The 16,155-nt window shown below is 69.4% G+C and carries 19 protein-coding genes and 1 tRNA gene; 7 read left to right on the forward strand and 13 right to left on the reverse strand.

Features of this window, described 5'->3' with window-relative positions; all coding sequences use genetic code 11:
• Window positions 1-3 precede the first annotated feature (3 nt).
• Both AAHM41_RS22395 and AAHM41_RS22400 read right to left on the reverse strand, forming a co-directional pair.
• A complete protein-coding gene (locus AAHM41_RS22395; RefSeq protein ID WP_342238802.1) occupies window positions 4-423 on the reverse strand; it encodes an OsmC family protein in 420 nt (139 codons plus the stop codon).
• Window positions 424-480: 57 nt separating this feature from the next.
• A complete protein-coding gene (locus AAHM41_RS22400) occupies window positions 481-1,200 on the reverse strand; it encodes a DUF1194 domain-containing protein (RefSeq protein ID WP_342238803.1) in 720 nt (239 codons plus the stop codon).
• 157 nt (window positions 1,201-1,357) lie between these two features.
• Between AAHM41_RS22400 and AAHM41_RS22405 the strand changes: the two genes are divergently transcribed.
• Window positions 1,358-1,434 (forward strand) — tRNA-Arg (locus AAHM41_RS22405).
• A 22-nt stretch (window positions 1,435-1,456) separates the two neighbouring features.
• Here AAHM41_RS22405 and AAHM41_RS22410 read toward each other — a convergent pair.
• Both AAHM41_RS22410 and AAHM41_RS22415 read right to left on the reverse strand, forming a co-directional pair.
• The gene (locus AAHM41_RS22410) at window positions 1,457-1,741 is read right to left on the reverse strand and encodes a hypothetical protein (RefSeq protein ID WP_342238804.1); all 285 of its coding nucleotides are present in this window, start codon (window positions 1,739-1,741) and stop codon (window positions 1,457-1,459) included.
• Window positions 1,742-1,890: 149 nt separating this feature from the next.
• Window positions 1,891-2,364: a hypothetical protein gene (locus AAHM41_RS22415; RefSeq protein ID WP_342238805.1), complete on the reverse strand. Its 474-nt coding sequence runs from the start codon at window positions 2,362-2,364 to the stop codon at window positions 1,891-1,893.
• A gap of 379 nt (window positions 2,365-2,743) precedes the next feature.
• Between AAHM41_RS22415 and AAHM41_RS22420 the strand changes: the two genes are divergently transcribed.
• The gene (locus AAHM41_RS22420) at window positions 2,744-3,157 is read left to right on the forward strand and encodes a M10 family metallopeptidase C-terminal domain-containing protein (RefSeq protein WP_342238820.1); all 414 of its coding nucleotides are present in this window, start codon (window positions 2,744-2,746) and stop codon (window positions 3,155-3,157) included.
• A 19-nt stretch (window positions 3,158-3,176) separates the two neighbouring features.
• Here AAHM41_RS22420 and AAHM41_RS22425 read toward each other — a convergent pair whose 3' ends face one another.
• Together AAHM41_RS22425 and phnX are read right to left on the reverse strand one after the other, a co-directional pair.
• Window positions 3,177-4,316, reverse strand: a complete 1,140-nt coding sequence (locus tag AAHM41_RS22425) for a TIGR03364 family FAD-dependent oxidoreductase (RefSeq protein WP_342238806.1) — start codon at window positions 4,314-4,316, stop codon at window positions 3,177-3,179.
• Window positions 4,313-5,143: a phosphonoacetaldehyde hydrolase gene (phnX, locus tag AAHM41_RS22430; protein ID WP_342238807.1), complete on the reverse strand. Its 831-nt coding sequence runs from the start codon at window positions 5,141-5,143 to the stop codon at window positions 4,313-4,315. Before phnX ends, AAHM41_RS22425 begins: the two co-directional genes overlap by 4 nt.
• 103 nt (window positions 5,144-5,246) lie before the next feature.
• Here phnX and AAHM41_RS22435 point away from each other — a divergent pair, with 103 nt between their 5' ends.
• Window positions 5,247-6,149 carry a LysR substrate-binding domain-containing protein gene (locus AAHM41_RS22435; protein ID WP_342238808.1) on the forward strand — a complete coding sequence of 301 codons (903 nt, stop codon included), beginning with the start codon at window positions 5,247-5,249 and terminating at the stop codon, window positions 6,147-6,149.
• A 2-nt stretch (window positions 6,150-6,151) separates the two neighbouring features.
• On the opposite strand, the gene AAHM41_RS22440 is transcribed toward AAHM41_RS22435, so the two are convergent.
• The 7 genes from AAHM41_RS22440 to AAHM41_RS22470 all read right to left on the reverse strand — a co-directional run bounded on the left by AAHM41_RS22440 (window position 6,152) and on the right by AAHM41_RS22470 (window position 12,570).
• Window positions 6,152-6,529: a YciI family protein gene (locus tag AAHM41_RS22440; RefSeq protein ID WP_342238809.1), complete on the reverse strand. Its 378-nt coding sequence runs from the start codon at window positions 6,527-6,529 to the stop codon at window positions 6,152-6,154.
• A gap of 82 nt (window positions 6,530-6,611) precedes the next feature.
• Window positions 6,612-7,580, reverse strand: a complete 969-nt coding sequence (locus AAHM41_RS22445; RefSeq protein ID WP_342238810.1) for an ABC transporter ATP-binding protein — start codon at window positions 7,578-7,580, stop codon at window positions 6,612-6,614.
• Window positions 7,577-8,548 (reverse strand): ABC transporter ATP-binding protein, encoded by a 972-nt coding sequence (locus AAHM41_RS22450; RefSeq protein WP_342238811.1) that lies wholly within the window; start codon window positions 8,546-8,548, stop codon window positions 7,577-7,579. The genes AAHM41_RS22445 and AAHM41_RS22450 overlap by 4 nt, the downstream gene beginning before the upstream one ends.
• A gap of 2 nt (window positions 8,549-8,550) precedes the next feature.
• Complete coding sequence (locus tag AAHM41_RS22455) at window positions 8,551-9,504, reverse strand: ABC transporter permease (protein WP_342238812.1); 954 nt, start codon at window positions 9,502-9,504, stop codon at window positions 8,551-8,553.
• A gap of 2 nt (window positions 9,505-9,506) precedes the next feature.
• The gene (locus AAHM41_RS22460; RefSeq protein ID WP_342238813.1) at window positions 9,507-10,469 is read right to left on the reverse strand and encodes an ABC transporter permease; all 963 of its coding nucleotides are present in this window, start codon (window positions 10,467-10,469) and stop codon (window positions 9,507-9,509) included.
• Window positions 10,470-10,521: 52 nt separating this feature from the next.
• The gene (locus tag AAHM41_RS22465; protein ID WP_342238814.1) at window positions 10,522-12,198 is read right to left on the reverse strand and encodes an ABC transporter substrate-binding protein; all 1,677 of its coding nucleotides are present in this window, start codon (window positions 12,196-12,198) and stop codon (window positions 10,522-10,524) included.
• Window positions 12,199-12,315: 117 nt separating this feature from the next.
• Entirely contained in the window at window positions 12,316-12,570 is a 255-nt protein-coding gene (locus tag AAHM41_RS22470) for a sulfurtransferase TusA family protein (protein WP_342238815.1), read from the reverse strand.
• Window positions 12,571-12,659: 89 nt separating this feature from the next.
• Here AAHM41_RS22470 and AAHM41_RS22475 point away from each other — a divergent pair, with 89 nt between their 5' ends.
• The 4 genes from AAHM41_RS22475 to miaB form a co-directional block, all read left to right on the forward strand.
• The gene (locus tag AAHM41_RS22475; RefSeq protein ID WP_342238816.1) at window positions 12,660-13,070 is read left to right on the forward strand and encodes a MucR family transcriptional regulator; all 411 of its coding nucleotides are present in this window, start codon (window positions 12,660-12,662) and stop codon (window positions 13,068-13,070) included.
• Between the two features lie 187 nt (window positions 13,071-13,257).
• Window positions 13,258-14,094 carry a GNAT family N-acetyltransferase gene (locus tag AAHM41_RS22480; protein WP_342238817.1) on the forward strand — a complete coding sequence of 279 codons (837 nt, stop codon included), beginning with the start codon at window positions 13,258-13,260 and terminating at the stop codon, window positions 14,092-14,094.
• Window positions 14,095-14,102: 8 nt separating this feature from the next.
• The gene (locus AAHM41_RS22485) at window positions 14,103-14,945 is read left to right on the forward strand and encodes a lysophospholipid acyltransferase family protein (protein WP_342238818.1); all 843 of its coding nucleotides are present in this window, start codon (window positions 14,103-14,105) and stop codon (window positions 14,943-14,945) included.
• An 82-nt stretch (window positions 14,946-15,027) separates the two neighbouring features.
• A partial coding sequence (miaB, locus tag AAHM41_RS22490) for a tRNA (N6-isopentenyl adenosine(37)-C2)-methylthiotransferase MiaB (protein WP_342238819.1) occupies window positions 15,028-16,155 on the forward strand: 1,128 nt, incomplete at its 3' end.

The raw sequence follows: 16,155 nt of genomic DNA on the forward strand, positions 1-16,155 counted from the left end.
ACCTCAGGCGGCTTCGACCACCTCGATCTCGGCGGTGATCTCGGCGACCTTGCCGAGCATGATCGAGGCCGAGCAGTACTTCTCCTTCGACAGCGCCACGGCGCGCTCGACCTTGACGCGGTCGAGGCCGCGGCCGGAGACGATGTAGCGCATGTGGATCTTGGTGAAGACCTTGGGATCGGTCTCGGCGCGCTCGGCCTCGACCTCGACCCGGCAATCGGCCACCGGCTCGCGCGCCTTCTCCAGGATCATCACCACGTCGAAGGCGGTGCAGCCGCCGAGGCCGAGCAGCAACATCTCCATCGGCCGGACGCCGAGGTTGCGGCCGCCATGCTCCGGCGCGCCGTCCATGACCACGGCATGGCCGCTGCCGGATTCGCCAAGGAAGGTGCGGCCTTCGACCCAGGTGATGCGGGCTTTCATCTGATCTGCTCCAGGAACCGATTCGAGCCGGCACCCTAGCAGCGCCGACCCGGGCCGTCAGCCGGGCGACAAGGGCGCCGTCCCGGCCGGTCGCTCGGCGATCTCCAGGATCAGCTTGCGCACCACCGCGTCGGTGAAGCGGGCATCGGCGTCGGCGGTGATGACGAAGGCGCCGGGGCCGCCGATCACCTGGTCGCGGAAGAAATCCTCCAGCGAGCCGCCGGCCCAGCCCGGCCGGCCACTGCGCGACAGCACGGCGAGGCCGTTGATCGTGATGCCGGCGGCCAGCGCCTCGGCCCGTACCTCCGGCAGCGGCCGGCCGCCGCGCTGCCCGGCATCGGCCGAGACGTCGATCACGCGGCGGAGCCCCTGATGGGCGTTGCCCTCGATTATGCGCTTCGACAGATCGATGGCGTTGCTGATCGAGTTCCAGCCGACCGCGCGCCGCGGCGCCGCGGCCAGCGCCGCACCGAAGGCGGCGGCGCTGCCAGGCCCGTCGATCACGGTCCAGTCGACGATGACATGCTGCGACTCCGCCCCGCCCCATTCGACGAAGGCGACCGCGATCCGGCCGGTGATGCCGCCCCGGATCGCCTGCTGCACCCGCGGGTCGGCCAGGGCCTTGGCGTAGCCCTCACGCTGCAGCCGCAACTCCTCGTCGTCGATCGAGCCTGAGCCGTCGGTGGCGAAGACCAGCTCGACATCGACGTCGAACTCCTGCGCCGCGGCGGGGGCCGCGCACAGCGCCAGGGCCAGGGCAAGACCGCGATGCAGCACCGGCGCCTCCCGCTTCGATGGGAAGCTCTCAGCATTCCGGCTGCGGACCGGCCTGTCAAACGCCAGCGGGCCGCACCCCGAATCCGGGCTTTGCATCGCCGCCGCTTTGCAGTATGGTCCGCGCCGCTTCGGGTCCTCGGGCCCGAGTCCATGGCCTGCACTCGTAGCTCAGCTGGATAGAGCGCCGCCCTCCGGAGGCGGAGGTCACAGGTTCGAATCCTGTCGAGTGCGCCATCCCTCCCGGATCAATTCGGACTTAGCGGACCAACCGCCAGAACCGGTCCTCCGCGTCGTTGCGGTGGCGTCGATGGTCGTGGCGGCGGTCGTCGTCGCGGTATCTGCGATGGCTGTACCGATCAGGGTTCCGGTCATGGTCCCGCCGCCAGTCGCGGTCGTGATCCCGATACTGCCGATAGGCATAGGGCGACACGTATGGCTGGTTGTGCTCCGATGCGCCTTTGGCGTGAGCGGTCGGCGCGGCCGGTGGCGCCACGGCCGTCAAGGCGGCCGCAACCAGGGCGGCCCTGGGCAACGATTTCATGAGCGGCATCCTTGCTGCCTCCGTGGTCCATCTAAGAGACGCACGGCCCAGGGCGCGGATGCCGTCGCAACCGCTGCCGGCCCTGCACAGGCAGGACCGGAAGGACAGAATCCGGCGGCGGGCGGGCGGACGCTTGCCGCCGGATTTCCCTACTTCGGCGGGAAGAAGAGGCGCCGCACGTTGTTGTCGCGGTCGTTCCCGCCACGGTCGCCGCGGTCCCTGTCGCCATTGTCCGAGCGGCGGACGTTTTCCGAGTTGTTGCGGTTGTTGTCCGGGCTCCGCCCGTCTTTCCCGAACAGCCGCCAGAAACGATCCTCAGCATCGCCGTCGCGATTGCTGCGCTGCCGGTTGCGGCGCCGGTCATTGTCGTCATCGTCCCGATCATGGCGGCGATACCGGTCGCGATCGCGGTAACGGTATTGATCGTTATCGCGGTAGCGATACCGGCTGCGGTCATAGCCCCAATAGCGATCGTCGTCATCGTACCAGCTGGAATAGCTGTCGCCGTAGTAACCGCCACCATAGTAGCCAGGCCCCGTCTGGCATGACGCCACCAGCGGAACGGAGGCTGCCATGGCGACCGCGACCAGCCCCGTCCGGAACAGACCACTGCCATACGCCACGACGCTCTCCCTCGTCGTTCATGCTGCCCTGATCAACACGTGAGTTTGTGGCGAAATTCCGTCGTGCCGAGAACCACGGTCCCGCTGGTCGACGGCCTGCCGGCCGGCTGACCCAATCGGTCATCGGCTCCGCGATAGACGACATCCTCATCGGCGGCGCTGGGGGCGACGTGCTGCGCGGCTTCGACGGCGCCGGGGCCGACACGCTCGACGGCGGCGCCGGCACCGACACCGACACCGACACCGACACCGCCAGCTACTACACCGGCTCGGCGGGCGTCTCGGTCAACCTGGCCACGGGCAGCGGCAGCAATGGCGAGGCCCAGGACGATTCACTGGCCGGGATCGAGAACCTCTCCGGCAGCCAGGGCAACGACGCCTGGTCGGGAGCAGCGCCGCCAACACGCTGCAGGGCTGGGACGGCAACGACGTGCTCACCGGCGCCGGCGGCAAGGACACGCCGACCGGAGGGGCCGGGGCGGATCGCTTCGCCTACGCCGGCGCGGCGGAGAGCGCGGTCGGAGCCAATGCCGATCGGATCACCGATTTCAGCCATGCCCAGGGCGACAAGATCGATCTGTCGGCGATCGACGCCAGCACCACCCTCGCCGGCAACCAGGCCTTCAGCTTCATCGGCACCGCCCCCTACACCGGCGCTACCGGGCAGCTGCGCTACGCCGTCGCCGGCGGCGTCACCACCATCGCCGGCGACGTCAATGGCGACGGCACCTCGGACTTCCACATCCAGCTCACCGGGGCCATCGGCCTGGTGGCCGGCGACTTCACCCTCTGAGCCGACCGCGGAGGACGGGTCACGCGGCGTGGCGCGGGGCCGCCACGCCGAACAGCCCGGCCACCACCTCCTCGGCGATGGCGAAGCCGGTGCTCATGCCGGTGCCGCTGGTGACCTGGACCACCCGCGTCGCCTCGTCCGGCGCTTCGGCGAAGGCCTCGGCCGGGCCGGAGGGGTAGATCCCGACCCAGCGCTCGGTCACCGCCGGCTGCGGCACGTCCAGCAGCTCCGCCATGTGGCGCAGGATCAGCCCCTCCACCGGCTGCGGCGCGAAGGGGTCGGGCGAGTCGTCGTAGTGGTGGGAATCGCCGACCACCAGCGAGCCGTCGGCCGACTGCACCACGATCAGATGGATGCCGTTGGCCAGCGTCTCCGGCACCTCGGCCGCCAGCCGGGCCTTCAACGGCGCCGCCTCCGGCAGGTCGGCGAAACCGTGATAGCGGCCGAGGCTGAGGTCGCCCATCACCGCCGCCGGCAGCCGCCAGCCCCGCGCTGCCAGCCGCAGCATCTGCAGCTTGCACAGGGTGGTGCAGTGGCGGGCCATGATCTCGGAGAAAAGCGATTTCAGGTCCGGGCCGGGGCAGACCACGATGTGGTCGGCCAGGATCGGGCCCTCGCTGGTCTCGACCCGCGGTGCCTGCACCGCGCGGACCTGGACGCCGCGGCGGAAAACGACGCCATGCGCCGATTCCAGCCAAGCGGCCAGGCGCGGGATCGCCTCGCGCGGCTCGATCCGCAGCTCATGCGGGCTCCACAACCCGACGCGCAGCCCCTCGGCCCGCGCCATCGGCAGCCGCGCCGCCATGGCAGCGGCCGGCAGCAGGTCGCAGTCCTCGCCCATTTCGGTGCGGGCGAAGGCCTCGAGCACGGCCTGCCCCTCCTCGGTCCGGGCCAGGAGGGCGGTGCCGCGATGCAGCACCGGGATGCCGGCCTGCGGCGCCACCTCGGCCCAGACGTCGCGGCTGCGCATCGCCCGGCGCCAGGTCGGGCCGGCCGACTGGCCGCTGACGGTGACGAAGCCGAAATTGCGGATCGAGGCGCCGATGGCGCGCGCCTCGCGGTCGATCACCACCACCCGGAGGCCCCGGCGCGCGGCGGCGAGGGCATGGGCGAGGCCGAGGATGCCGGCGCCAACGATGGCGAGATCGTAGCGGTTCACGGCGCGTCCCCGGCGGTGATCCGGGCCTCGATCCGGTCGATCGCGGCCGGTACCTCGGCGATGCCGTCGACCACCTCATGCGCCCCGGCGGCCCGCAGCCGGTCGGTCGCGGCGCGGCGCAGCCCGGCCTGCCGGTCCGCCGGCAGCGCCGCCCATTCCGCCTTGGTCAGGCCGACCTCGTTGCCGGTCACGGCCAGGGCGATGGTCCACATGCCGGCATTCAGCCCCTCGGCGACGTCGACCACGGTGTCGCCGATCTTGACCGCGGCCTGGACCGGATGGAGGTCGAGCTCGATCAGCGCCTTCAGCGCCATCGCCGGGCCGGGCCGGCCGGACGGGGTCTCGCCGGCGCAGACGATCACCTCCGGCGCATAGCCCTGCCGGGCGGCGGCCGGGATCACCACCTCCATCACCGGCCGCGGGAAGCCGGTGGTGGTGCCGATGCGGATGCCGCGGGCCTCGAGCGCCGCCATGGTCTCGACCGTGCCCGGGATCAGCACCGCGTGGCGCTCCACCGCCGCCACCTGCAGCGGCAGGAAGCGATCGTACAGCTCGTCGACATCGGCGGCGATCGGCGCCCGGCCATGCACCCGTTGCCAGCAGGCCGCGACCTGCGGCATGTCGAGCAGGGCTCGGATGTGGTCCCATTTCGCGATGCCCATCGGCAGCCGGGCGGTGGCCAGCGGCACCTCGACCCCGACCTTGGCGAAGGCGTCGACCAGCGAGGTGATCGGCGCCTGGCAGCCGAAATCGACGGTGGTCCCGGCCCAGTCGAAGATCGCGGCCCGGACCGGGCCGGCGTAGCGGCGGCGATAGGTGAAGCTCATGGAGGCCCTCCGCTGGTGGGAATCGCGTCGGCGGGATCGGATGGCCGGATTGAGCCAGAAAGGCTATTATTGATCCAATTCATATTCTCCATGTGATGTATTGATGGGATCAACACTGAACGTCCAGCTGCGCGCCTTCCACGCGGTGGCGACCGAAGGCAGCTTCACCAAGGCGGCGCGGGCCATCGGCGTGTCGCAATCGACGCTGTCGATCGAGGTCAAGGCACTGGAGCAGCGTTACGGCGTGCAGCTGTTCCGCCGCTCCGGCCGGGCGATCGAACTGACCCTGCTGGGCGCCGAGCTGATGACCTTCACCAACCGCGCCTTCACCGCGCAGGCCGAGGCGGTGGAGCTGCTGCAGGGCACCAGCCGGGTGCCGACCGGCACGCTGCGCCTGGGCGCCGACGGGCCGTTCCACGCCATGCCGCTGATCGCCGCCTTCACCACCCGGCACGACGGGGCGCGGGTGCGGATGACGGTCGGCAACGCCCAGCGGGTGCTGGCCGACCTGGTCGACATCCGCCTCGACGTGGCGGTGCTGGCGCGGGTGCCGGGCGACCCGCGGCTATACGCCTTGCCGCTGTGGCACGACCCGGTGCATGTGCTGCTGCCGCGCAGCCACCCCATGGCCCGGATGCGCACGGTTCCGGCGTCCCTGATCGCGGGGGAGCGGCTGGTGATGCGCGAGGCCGGGTCGATGACGCGGGAGACGGTGGAGCGCGCCTTCGCCGCGGTCGACCTGCCGCTGACACCGTGGATGGAGGTGGAGGGGCGGGAGGCGTCGCGCGAGGCGATCGCCGCCGGCCTGGGCATCGGCTTCATGTCGGCCGGCGAGCTGACGCCGGATCCCCGTCTGGTCAGCCGCCCGATCGGCGGCTGTCGGGTGGAGATGGACGAGTATGTGGTTTGCCTGCGCGAACGCCAGCGCCTGGCGATCGTCCGCGCCTTCCTCGACATCGCCGCCGAGGCCAGCCGGGCGCGGCGCGAGGCCGCCGCGCCCGGGTAGGGTCAGGCCTGCTGACTGAAATCCGGCGGCGGCGTGCTGAAATCGACCAGTGGACGCACCTCGACGAAACCGATCCGGGCCAGGGGATGGCCGGCGGCGACCTGCGCCGCCTCGTCGATGTCGCGCGCCTCGATCACGACGAAGCCGCCGAGGATCTCCTTGGTCTCCATAAAGGGGCCGTCGACGGCCGAGGTCTTGCCCCCACGCACCTTCACGGTGCGGGCGCCATCGGGCAGCTCCAGCGCCTCGCCGGCGACGAAATGGCCGCTGGCCTTGAGCACCTCGTCATGGGTCGAGCAGGTCTCGAGCGCCGCCTTGGCCTCGGGGCTGCCGCCGAACAGGGTCTGGGGATCGTAGTAGATGAGGCAGGCATAGCGCATGACGGGTTCCTTCTGCTTGCGCCGTGAATGCCCCTAATCGCCCGGCGCCATCCGGATTCGACACGCCTCCGAGATTTTTGCGCTACGCCAGATGGCAGGCGACCCTGTGGCCCTCGTGCAGCTCGCGCATCTCCGGCACCTCGGCCCGGCAGCGGTCGGTCGCCAGCGGGCAGCGGGTGTGGAAGCGGCAGCCGGCCGGCGGGTTGGCCGGGCTGGGCAGCTCGCCTTTCAGCACCGCACGGTCGCGCGGCGCGTCCGGGTCGATCGCCGGGATCGCCGACAGCAGCGCCTGGGTGTAGGGGTGCAGCGGCCGGTCGAACAGCGCGTCGCGGCTGGCCGTCTCGACGATCACGCCCAGATACATCACCGCGATCTCGTCGCAGAGATGCTCGACCACCGCGAGGTCGTGCGAGATGAACAGGAAGGTGACGCCCCGCTGCTCCTTGAGGTCGGAGAACAGGTTGATGATCTGCGCCTGGATCGAGACGTCGAGCGCCGAGACCGGCTCGTCCGCCACGATCAGCTCCGGCTTCAGCGCCAGGGCCCGGGCGATGCCGATGCGCTGGCGCTGGCCGCCGGAGAATTCGTGCGGATAGCGGGCATATTGATAGGGCGCCAGGCCGCAGATCCGCATCACCTCCAGCACCGTGTCGCGCAGCTCGGCCCGGCGGACCAGGCCATGCGCCAGCAGCGCCTCGCCGATCGCGTCGCCGACCCGCACCCGCGGGTTGAGCGAGCCGTAGGGGTCCTGGAACACCAGCTGCATCTTCGGCCGCAGCGCCCGCCGGCCCCGCCGGCCGATCGCGTTGATGTCGCGGCCCTCGAAGCGCACCGTGCCGGCCGTCGGCTGGTACAGCCCCAGCACGGTGCGGCCGAGCGTCGACTTGCCGCTGCCGGATTCGCCGACCAGGCCGAAGCTGGTGCCGCGGCGGATGCGAAGATCGACTCCGTCGACGGCGCGGACATGGCCGGTGACCTGGCCGAACACGCCGTCGCGGATCGGAAAATGGGTCTTGAGGCCCTCGACCTCGAGCAGAGGAGTGTCCGTCATATCGCCCCAGCCTCCGCCAGGAAGCAGGCGGCGCGGTGCGGCGCGCCGGCCGGCTCCAGCGCCGGGATGCCGGTGCGGCAGATGTCGGCCGCGGCGAAGCAGCGGTCGGCGAAGGCGCACCAGGCGGGCAGATGCGCCGGGCTGGGCACCTGGCCCGGGATCGAGTCGAGCCGGCGGCGGCGCTGGCCCGGCACCGGGCGCGAGGCCAGCAGGCCGCGGGTGTAGGGATGCTTCGGCCGCAGCAGGATGTCGCGCACCGGCCCGGTCTCGACCACCCGGCCGGCATACATCACCACCACCCGGTCGGCCAGCTCCGCCACCATGCCGAGGTCGTGGGTGATCAGCATCAGCGCCGTGCCCTGCTCGCGCTTCAGCCGACCCAGCAGCTCCAGGATCTGGGCCTGGATGGTGACGTCGAGCGCCGTGGTCGGCTCGTCGGCGATCAGCAGGCGCGGGCCGCAGCTGAGTGCGATCGCGATCATCACCCGCTGCAGCATCCCGCCCGACAGCTGGTGCGGATAGCCCTCGACGATCTTGTCCGCCCGGGCGATGCCGACCCGGTCCAGGAGCGCGATCGCCTCGTCCCAGGCCGCCTTCGGCGCCAGGCCGCGATGCTCGACCAGCGGCTCGACGATCTGCTCGCCGATGGTCAGCACCGGATTCAGCGCGCTCATCGGCTCCTGGAAGATCATGGCGATCTCGTTGCCGCGCAGGCCGCGCATCTCCTCCGGCCGCAGCGCCAGCAGGTCGCGGCCGCGATACAGGATGCGGCCGCCGGCGACCCTGCCGGCCGGGCGCGGCAGCAGGCCCATCAGCGACAAAGCGGTGACGCTCTTGCCACAGCCGGATTCGCCGACCACGCCGACCGTCTCGCCCTCGGCGATGCCGAAGCTGACCTCGGTCACCGCCCGGGCCGTGCCCTCCTCGGTGCGGAACTCGACCGACAGGTCCCGGAACTCGACCAGCATGGCTATCGCTTCATCTTGGGGTCGAGCGCGTCGCGCAGCCCGTCGCCGAGGATGTTGATGGCGACCACGGTCAGGAAGATCGCCACGCCTGGCGGCACCCACAACCAGGGCCGGCGCTGGAAGTCGACGAAGCTGTTGGCGGTGTCCATCATGTTGCCCCAGGAGGGCGTCGGCGGCACCACGCCGAGGCCGAGATAGCTGAGATAGGCCTCGTTCAGGATCGCATCGGCGACGCCGACGGTGGCGACCACGATCAGGATCGGCACGGTGTTCGGCAGCAGGTGGTGGAACAGCCGGCGGTGCAGCGGCAGGCCCAGCACCTCGGTCGCCACCATGAAGTCGCGCTCGCGCAGCGACAGGATCTGCGACCGCACCAGCCGCGCCACGCGGATCCAGTTCGGCAGGCTGAGCATCAGGACGACCAGGTAGATCCGCTGGTCCGGCGGCACCTTCAGCTCGGACAGCACGGCGCCGAGGATGATCAAGAGCGGCAGGGTCGGGATCGTCATCACGATGTCGGCGGCGCGCATGATCACGGCGTCGGCCAGTCCGCCGAGATAGCCGGCCACCGCGCCGGCGAGGTAGCCGACCACCACCGACAGCAGCACCGACGCCAGGCCGACGGTCAGCGAGATGCGGCCGGCCGCCATCAGCCGGGCCAGGATGTCGCGGCCGAGGAAATCCGTGCCCAGCCAGTGCCGCAGGCTCGGCGGCCGGTTGGGGCTCAGCGCATCGGTCGCGTTCAGGTCCCAGGGGCTGATCCAGGGCCCGACGACGCAGACCAGGACAATCAGCAGCAGCACCGCCGCGGCAACCACTGCGGTGCGGTTGCGTCGGAGCCGCCACAGCGCGTCGCCGAGCGGCGAGCGGGTGACGGCGAGGCGGCCGGCGAGCTCGACCAACTCGGCCTCCCGTGCCCGGCGACGGCGGAACGGGTTCAGCGAGACAGCGCCCAACTCTATCTCCGCCGCAGCCGGATGCGCGGGTCGGCCGCGGCATAGGCGATGTCCGCGATCAGGTTGCCGAGGATGGTCAGCGCCGCCAGCGCCATGGTGAAGCCCATCAGCACCGGATAGTCGCGCGCCGCCAGCGTGTCGATCTGGATGTGGCCGGCGCCCGGCCAGTTGAAGATCTTCTCGGTGACGATGGCGCCGGAGAACAGGCCCGGCAGCTCGAAGCCCAGCAGGGTGATGATCGGCAGCAGGGCGTTGCGCAGCGCGTGCTTCAGCACCACCGTGCGCTCCTTCAGCCCCTTGGCCCGGGCGGTGCGGACGAAGTCCATCGACAGCGATTCCAGCATGCTGGCGCGGATGTAGCGGGTCAGGCTGCCGGCCTGCAGCGCGGTCAGCACCAGCACCGGCAGCACCATGTGGCCGGCGATCTCGACCACCAGCGGCCAGCCCGTCGTCTCGCTGCCGGTGCTGATCATGCCGCCGACCGGCAGCCAGCGCAGGTCGACCGCGAACCATTTGATCAGCAAGAGGCACAGGAAGAAGACCGGGAAGGACATGGCGGCGAACACCGCCAGCGTCACCAGGCGGTCGTACCAGGAATACGGCTTCACCGCCGCCGTCACCCCGGCCAGCAGCGACAGGGTCCAGTACAGCAGCATCGCCGTCCCGGCCAGTAGGAAGGAATTCCAGACATACTGGTTCAGCAGCGTCCCGACCGGGGTCTGGTACTGCATCGAATAGCCGAGATCGCCGGTCAGCAGCCGGCCGAGCCAATCGAGATAGCGATCGAGCACCGGCCGGTCGAGCCCGTACAGCGACTTCAGCTCCGCCGCCCGCTCCGGCGTCAGGTTGATGTTGCCGTCGATGAAGTCGCCCGGGGTCAGGGCGAAGACGAAGAAGATCAGCGCCGACGCCCCCAGCAGCATCGGCACCGCCAGCAGCAGGCGGCGGATGATAAAGGTCCTCATGCCCCCTCCCGGCACCGGGAGGGGGAACGGACGCCACGGAAGCCACGGAAGCTCACTGCACGATCTTCAAATTCGGCAGGCTGGCGATGATGCCGTTGTAGATGTCCGGCTTGAAGCCCTCGACCCGGGCATCGGTGGCCGACAGGATCTTGCGGTAGGCCAGGAAGATCACCGGCGGGTTGTCGGCCAGCGCCTTGTACAGCTGGTGGTAGATCGGCTTGCGTTTCTCCGGATCCAGCGTGGCATTGCCCTCCAGGATCAGCCGCTCGACTTCGTCGTCATGGTAGCCGAGCCGGCCGACATCGCCGGTCGACAGGAAGTCCTCGACCCCGTCATGCGGGTCGTTGATGGTCGAGGTGCGGAAGGTGGCGAGGTTGTAGTCGCCGGACTTGCGCTTGGCGAGCAGGGCGTTGAAGTCCGACACCTCGGGCACCAGGTCGACGCCGATCGCCTTCCAGTTCTCCTGGGCGATCGGGATCAGCGCGTCGTTGAACAGCGACTTGGTGGCCAGCAGGCGCAGCGACAGGCGCTGGCCGTCCTTGACCCGGATGCCGTCCGCCCCGAGCTTCCAGCCGGCCTCGTCGAGCAGCGCCGCGGCCTTGGCCGGGTCGTAGGCATAGGGGTCGACGGCGTTGGCGTCATAGGCCCAGGAGATCGGCGCCACCGGCTGGGTCGCGACCAGGCCGTAGCCCTGGTAGACCACCGTCACCAGCGTCTGGCGGTCGAGGCCGTAGGTCAAAGCGTGCCGCACCCGGACGTCCTGCAGCAGCGGGTCCTTCGGGTTGAACTCGATCATGCTGTAGTCGCTGGAGCCGTAGAGATTGATCGCGGCAAAGCCCAGGCTCTGCAGCGCGTCGACATTGTCCTGGCTGACCGTGAAGCCGTCATAGTCGGTCTCGCCGGTCTGAAACAACTGCAGCTTGGTGGCGTCCGAGGTGATCCGGTAGATGAAATGCTCCACCGCCGGCTTGCCCTTGAAATAGGTCGGGTTGGCGTGGAACCGCACCTCCTGGCCGGGGATGAACTTGTCGAAGACATAGGCACCGGCGCCGAGCGGGTCGCCGCCCAGTGCGCGGATGCCGTCGAGCTGGCCGCGGGCGAAGCCCTTGCCGTAATGCGCCTTGGACAGCACCGGGCCGCCGAGCAGGGCCAGTGTCTTGGCCCCGGGCCGGGTGGTGGTGATCTCGATGGTCTGCGGGTCGATCACCTTGATGCCGGCGATGCTGTCGGCCTTGCCGGCCTTGTACTCCGCCCCGCCGGCGATGGCGGCCGGCATGATGTCGGTCTCGCTCTCCAGCGTCGGATCGTGCAGCACCGTCAGGGTGAAGGCGACGTCCTCGGCGGTCAGGGCCGAGCCGTCGCTGAAGGTCAGGCCGGGCCGCAGCTTGATGGTGTAGACGAGGTTGTCCGGGCTGACGGTCCAGGACTCCGCCTGCTCCGGGATCAGCTTGCCCTGGCTGTCGTAGTTGATCAGCCGGCCGAAGATCACCTCGGTGACGTTCTCGTCCCAGCCATTGCTGAAGAAATAGGGGTTGAACACGCCCTGCGGCGCGCTGATCGAGGCGACGACGGTGTCCTTGCGGGCCTTGGCCGTGGCCGGGACCGCCGACGGATCCGTCGCCGCGGTGATGCCGTCCGGCAGCGCATCCTGGGCCAGGGCGGGCGGACCGCCGGCGAGACCGAGCATCAGGGCCAGCGCGGCCAGGCGGGTTGTGCGATGAGAGCGCATCGACGGGAATCCTCCTCGGGCGGGAAGCCTTGGCATGACCAGGGGACGTGACAGGGTGTGAAATAAAAGTCAACTACACGCTTGTGTAGAGAAATCACGGGCGGAAGCGATCCACGATCAGCCCCTTGGGCCGCGCTCGATCCGCACCAGCCAGCGGGTCTCGCCGGCATCCTCGGGTTCCACCGACAGCACGCGATGGCCGCTTTCCGTCGCCGATCGCGGAACATTGATCAGCGGCTCACCCGCGTTCAGCCGTATTTCCGCCACTTCGCCGGGCTTCATATCTTCCAGCAGCAGCTTGGTTTTGACGAAAGTGAAAGGGCAGACCTCCGCCGTTACATCGAGAGTCCGGACCGGTGGTTCATTGCTCATGACGCTTTCTCGATTTTCATGGCGATTCGTGTTGCAGTCCAGTAGTGGGCGACTTATATACCCAACACTCGTGCCGCGGGAGTATGAACATGAGCAATGAAACGCCGTCCAACGATTTGATGAACCTTACGAGCCAAATCGTCGCGGCACATGTAGGAAACAATACCGTTGCGATCTCCGACCTGCCGGGCCTGATCGAGCAAGTCTTTCGTGCGCTGAACGGCCTCGGGACTGAGCCGACGCCGGTGGCGGAGAAGCCCCAGCCGGCGGTTCCGATCAAGAAGTCGGTGACGCCGGACTACATCATCTGTCTCGAGGACGGCAAGCAGCTGAAGATGCTGAAGCGGCATCTGAAGACGGCCTACAACATGACCCCGGATGAGTATCGGGATCGCTGGGGCCTGCCGGCCGACTATCCGATGGTGGCGCCGAACTACGCCAAGCAGCGCAGCAAGCTGGCCAAGCAGATCGGCCTCGGCACCCGCGCCCGGCGGGACTGACCGCGGATCGCGGCGGTCCGTCGCCCGGCGGGCCGCCCGGTTTCCGGCTCTTGGCCAGGGGCTGTGGCCCGGCCGCGAAATCAGCGCACATTTGTAACCGTTCTGCTTTATAATTGGGCGAGCGCCTTGTGCGGTGACACGAGAATCGCCGCGGCGCCCCGGGGGAATTTGAGCGGACGGAAGCAGCATGGCAGTCACAACCTTCGTCGATGACCACGGATTCAGCCTGCGTGCAGGCAATCTCGAGGTCCGGCTGGCCGAGACGGAGGAGGAGATTTGGGCGGCCCAGGAGCTGCGTTATGCCGTCTTCTACCAGGAGATGGCGGCCAAGCCCTCGGCCGAGATGGCCGCCGCCGGCCGGGACTTCGACGCCTATGACGACGTGGCCGACCACCTGCTGGTGATCGACCATGCGCGCGGCAAGGGCGCCCAGGGTGTGGTCGGCACCTACCGGCTGATCCAGCGCGACGGGGCGGCCAGGATCGGCACCTTCTATTCCGCCAGCGAATACGACATCACCAAGATCGAGGCCCATCCCGGCCGGATCCTGGAGCTCGGGCGATCCTGCGTCGCCGGCCCGTATCGCTCGGGCGGCACCATGCAGCTGCTGTGGCGCGGCATCGCCGCCTATCTGTTCCAGCATGACATCGAGATCATGTTCGGCTGCGCCAGCCTGCCCGGGATCGACGCCGAGGCGCTGAAGCTGCCACTGTCCTATCTCTATCACTATCATCTGGCGCCGCCGGCACTGCGGCCCAAGGCCCTGCCGGAACGCTACACCGATATGCGCCTGCTGCCGCTGACGGAGATCGACCAGCGCGAGGCGATCGCGGCCCTGCCCCCTCTGATCAAGGGCTATCTCCGCCTCGGCGGCCATGTCGGCGACGGCGCGGTGATCGACGAGCAGTTCGGCACCACTGACGTGGCCATCATCGTCAAGACCGACCTGGTGACCGAGAAGTACTTCAAGCACTACGAGTTGAAGCGCGAGCAGCGGCCGATCCTGGCCTTCCGCAAGGACTGACCGGCGCGATGGCGGGCACCCGTCTCGGGTCGAAGCTCCGGGCGGTGGCCCGGCTTGCCGTCTATGTGCCCTGGACCGTCATGCTGATGCCGGTGCAGGCCCTCGCGGTGCGCTTCGGCTGGCGGCTGCAGACCAGCCTGCCGGTGTTCTACCATCGCACCTGCTGCCGCATCCTCGGCCTCGGTGTCGAGATCCGCGGCACGATGTCGACCGCGGCGCCGACGCTGTTCGTCTCCAACCACCTGTCCTATCTCGACATCGAGGTGCTGGGATCGCTGATCCCCGGCAGCTTTGTCGCCAAGACCGAGGTCGGCACCTGGCCGTTCTTCGGCGCCCTGGCGCGGCTGCAACGCACCGTCTTCGTCGACCGCAACCGGCGGGGGTCGGCCGATGTGCAGCGCGACAGCCTGCAGTCGCGGCTCGAGGCCGGCGACAATTTGGTGCTGTTTCCGGAGGGCACCTCGAGCGACGGCAACCGCACCCTGCCATTCAAGAGCGCGCTGTTCGCCGCCGCCGGGCTGCGCATCGACGGCAAGCCGCTGACGGTGCAGCCGGTATCGCTGGCCTGCACCAGGCTGGACGGCATCCCGCTGGGCCGGCGGCTGCGCCCGATCTACGCCTGGTACGGCGACATGGACCTGGTGCCGCACCTCTGGAACGTGGTGAAGCAGGGGCACCTCAGGATCACCGTGATCTTCCACCCGCCGGTCACGCTGGAGACCGTCCGGTCGCGCAAGGCGCTGGCGGATCATTGCTGGCGCGCCATCGCCGCCGGCGTGTCCGACGCCAATGCGGGCCGGCTGCCGGATGCGGCGGACGACAACATACCCGATCAGCGCCGCGCCGCATGAGGCAACGCTTGATTTTCGACGGCGCCGCCGTGATCTATCATCGCAATTCCATCGAGATGTCGACCGGATCGGACCCGCGCGCGTGAGCACAGCCGCCAGCAAGAAGCTGTTCATCAAGACCTGGGGCTGCCAGATGAACGTCTACGACAGCGGTCGTATGGCGGACATCCTGGCCCCGCTCGGCTATGCCCTGGCGGACAGGCCGGAGGGGGCCGACATGGTCATCCTCAACACCTGCCATATCCGCGAGAAGGCGACGGAGAAGGTGTTCTCCGACCTCGGCCGGCTGCGCCCGCATAAGGAGGCGAAGGCTGGTGAGGAGCCGATGATCGTCGCCGTCGCCGGCTGCGTCGCCCAGGCCGAGGGCGAGGAGATCGCCCGCCGCGCCCCCTGGGTCGACATGGTGTTCGGGCCGCAGACCTACCACCAGCTGCCGGAGATGGTGGCCCGCGCCCACCGCCAGGCCGGCAAGCCGCTGGTCAACACCGACTTCCCGGTCGAGAGCAAGTTCGACCACCTGCCCGGCGAGCAGGGCGTGCAGGGCGCCTCGGCCTTCCTGTCGGTGCAGGAGGGCTGCGACAAGTTCTGCACCTTCTGCGTCGTGCCCTACACCCGCGGCGTCGAATATTCGCGCGACGTCGCCGGCATCCTGGCCGAGGCGCGCCGCCTGGTCGCCGCCGGCGCCCGCGAGATCACCCTGCTGGGCCAGAACGTCAACGCCTTCCATGGCGACGGGCCGGGCGGGTCGGTCTGGGGCCTGGGCCGGCTGATCCGAACCCTGGCCGAGATCGACGGCCTCGACCGCATCCGCTACACCACCAGCCATCCGCGCGACATGGACGACGACCTGATCGCCGCCCATCGCGACGTGCCGCAGCTAATGCCGTTCCTGCACCTGCCGGTGCAGAGCGGGTCGGACCGCATCCTGGCGGCGATGAACCGCAAGCATGACGGCGATATGTACCGCCGCACCGTCGACCGGCTGCGCGCGGCCCGGCCGGACCTGGCGCTGTCCTCCGATTTCATCGTCGGCTTCCCGGGCGAGACCAACCGCGACTTCACCGACACGCTGAGGCTGGTGACCGAGATCGGCTTCGCCCAGGCCTACAGCTTCAAGTACAGCGCCCGCCCCGGCACCCCGGCCGCGGCGCTGGACGACCAGCTGCCCGAGGCGGCGAAGGACGAGCGGCTGCAGGCGCTGCAGCAGCTG

The organism is Inquilinus sp. OTU3971, assembly GCF_038440215.1.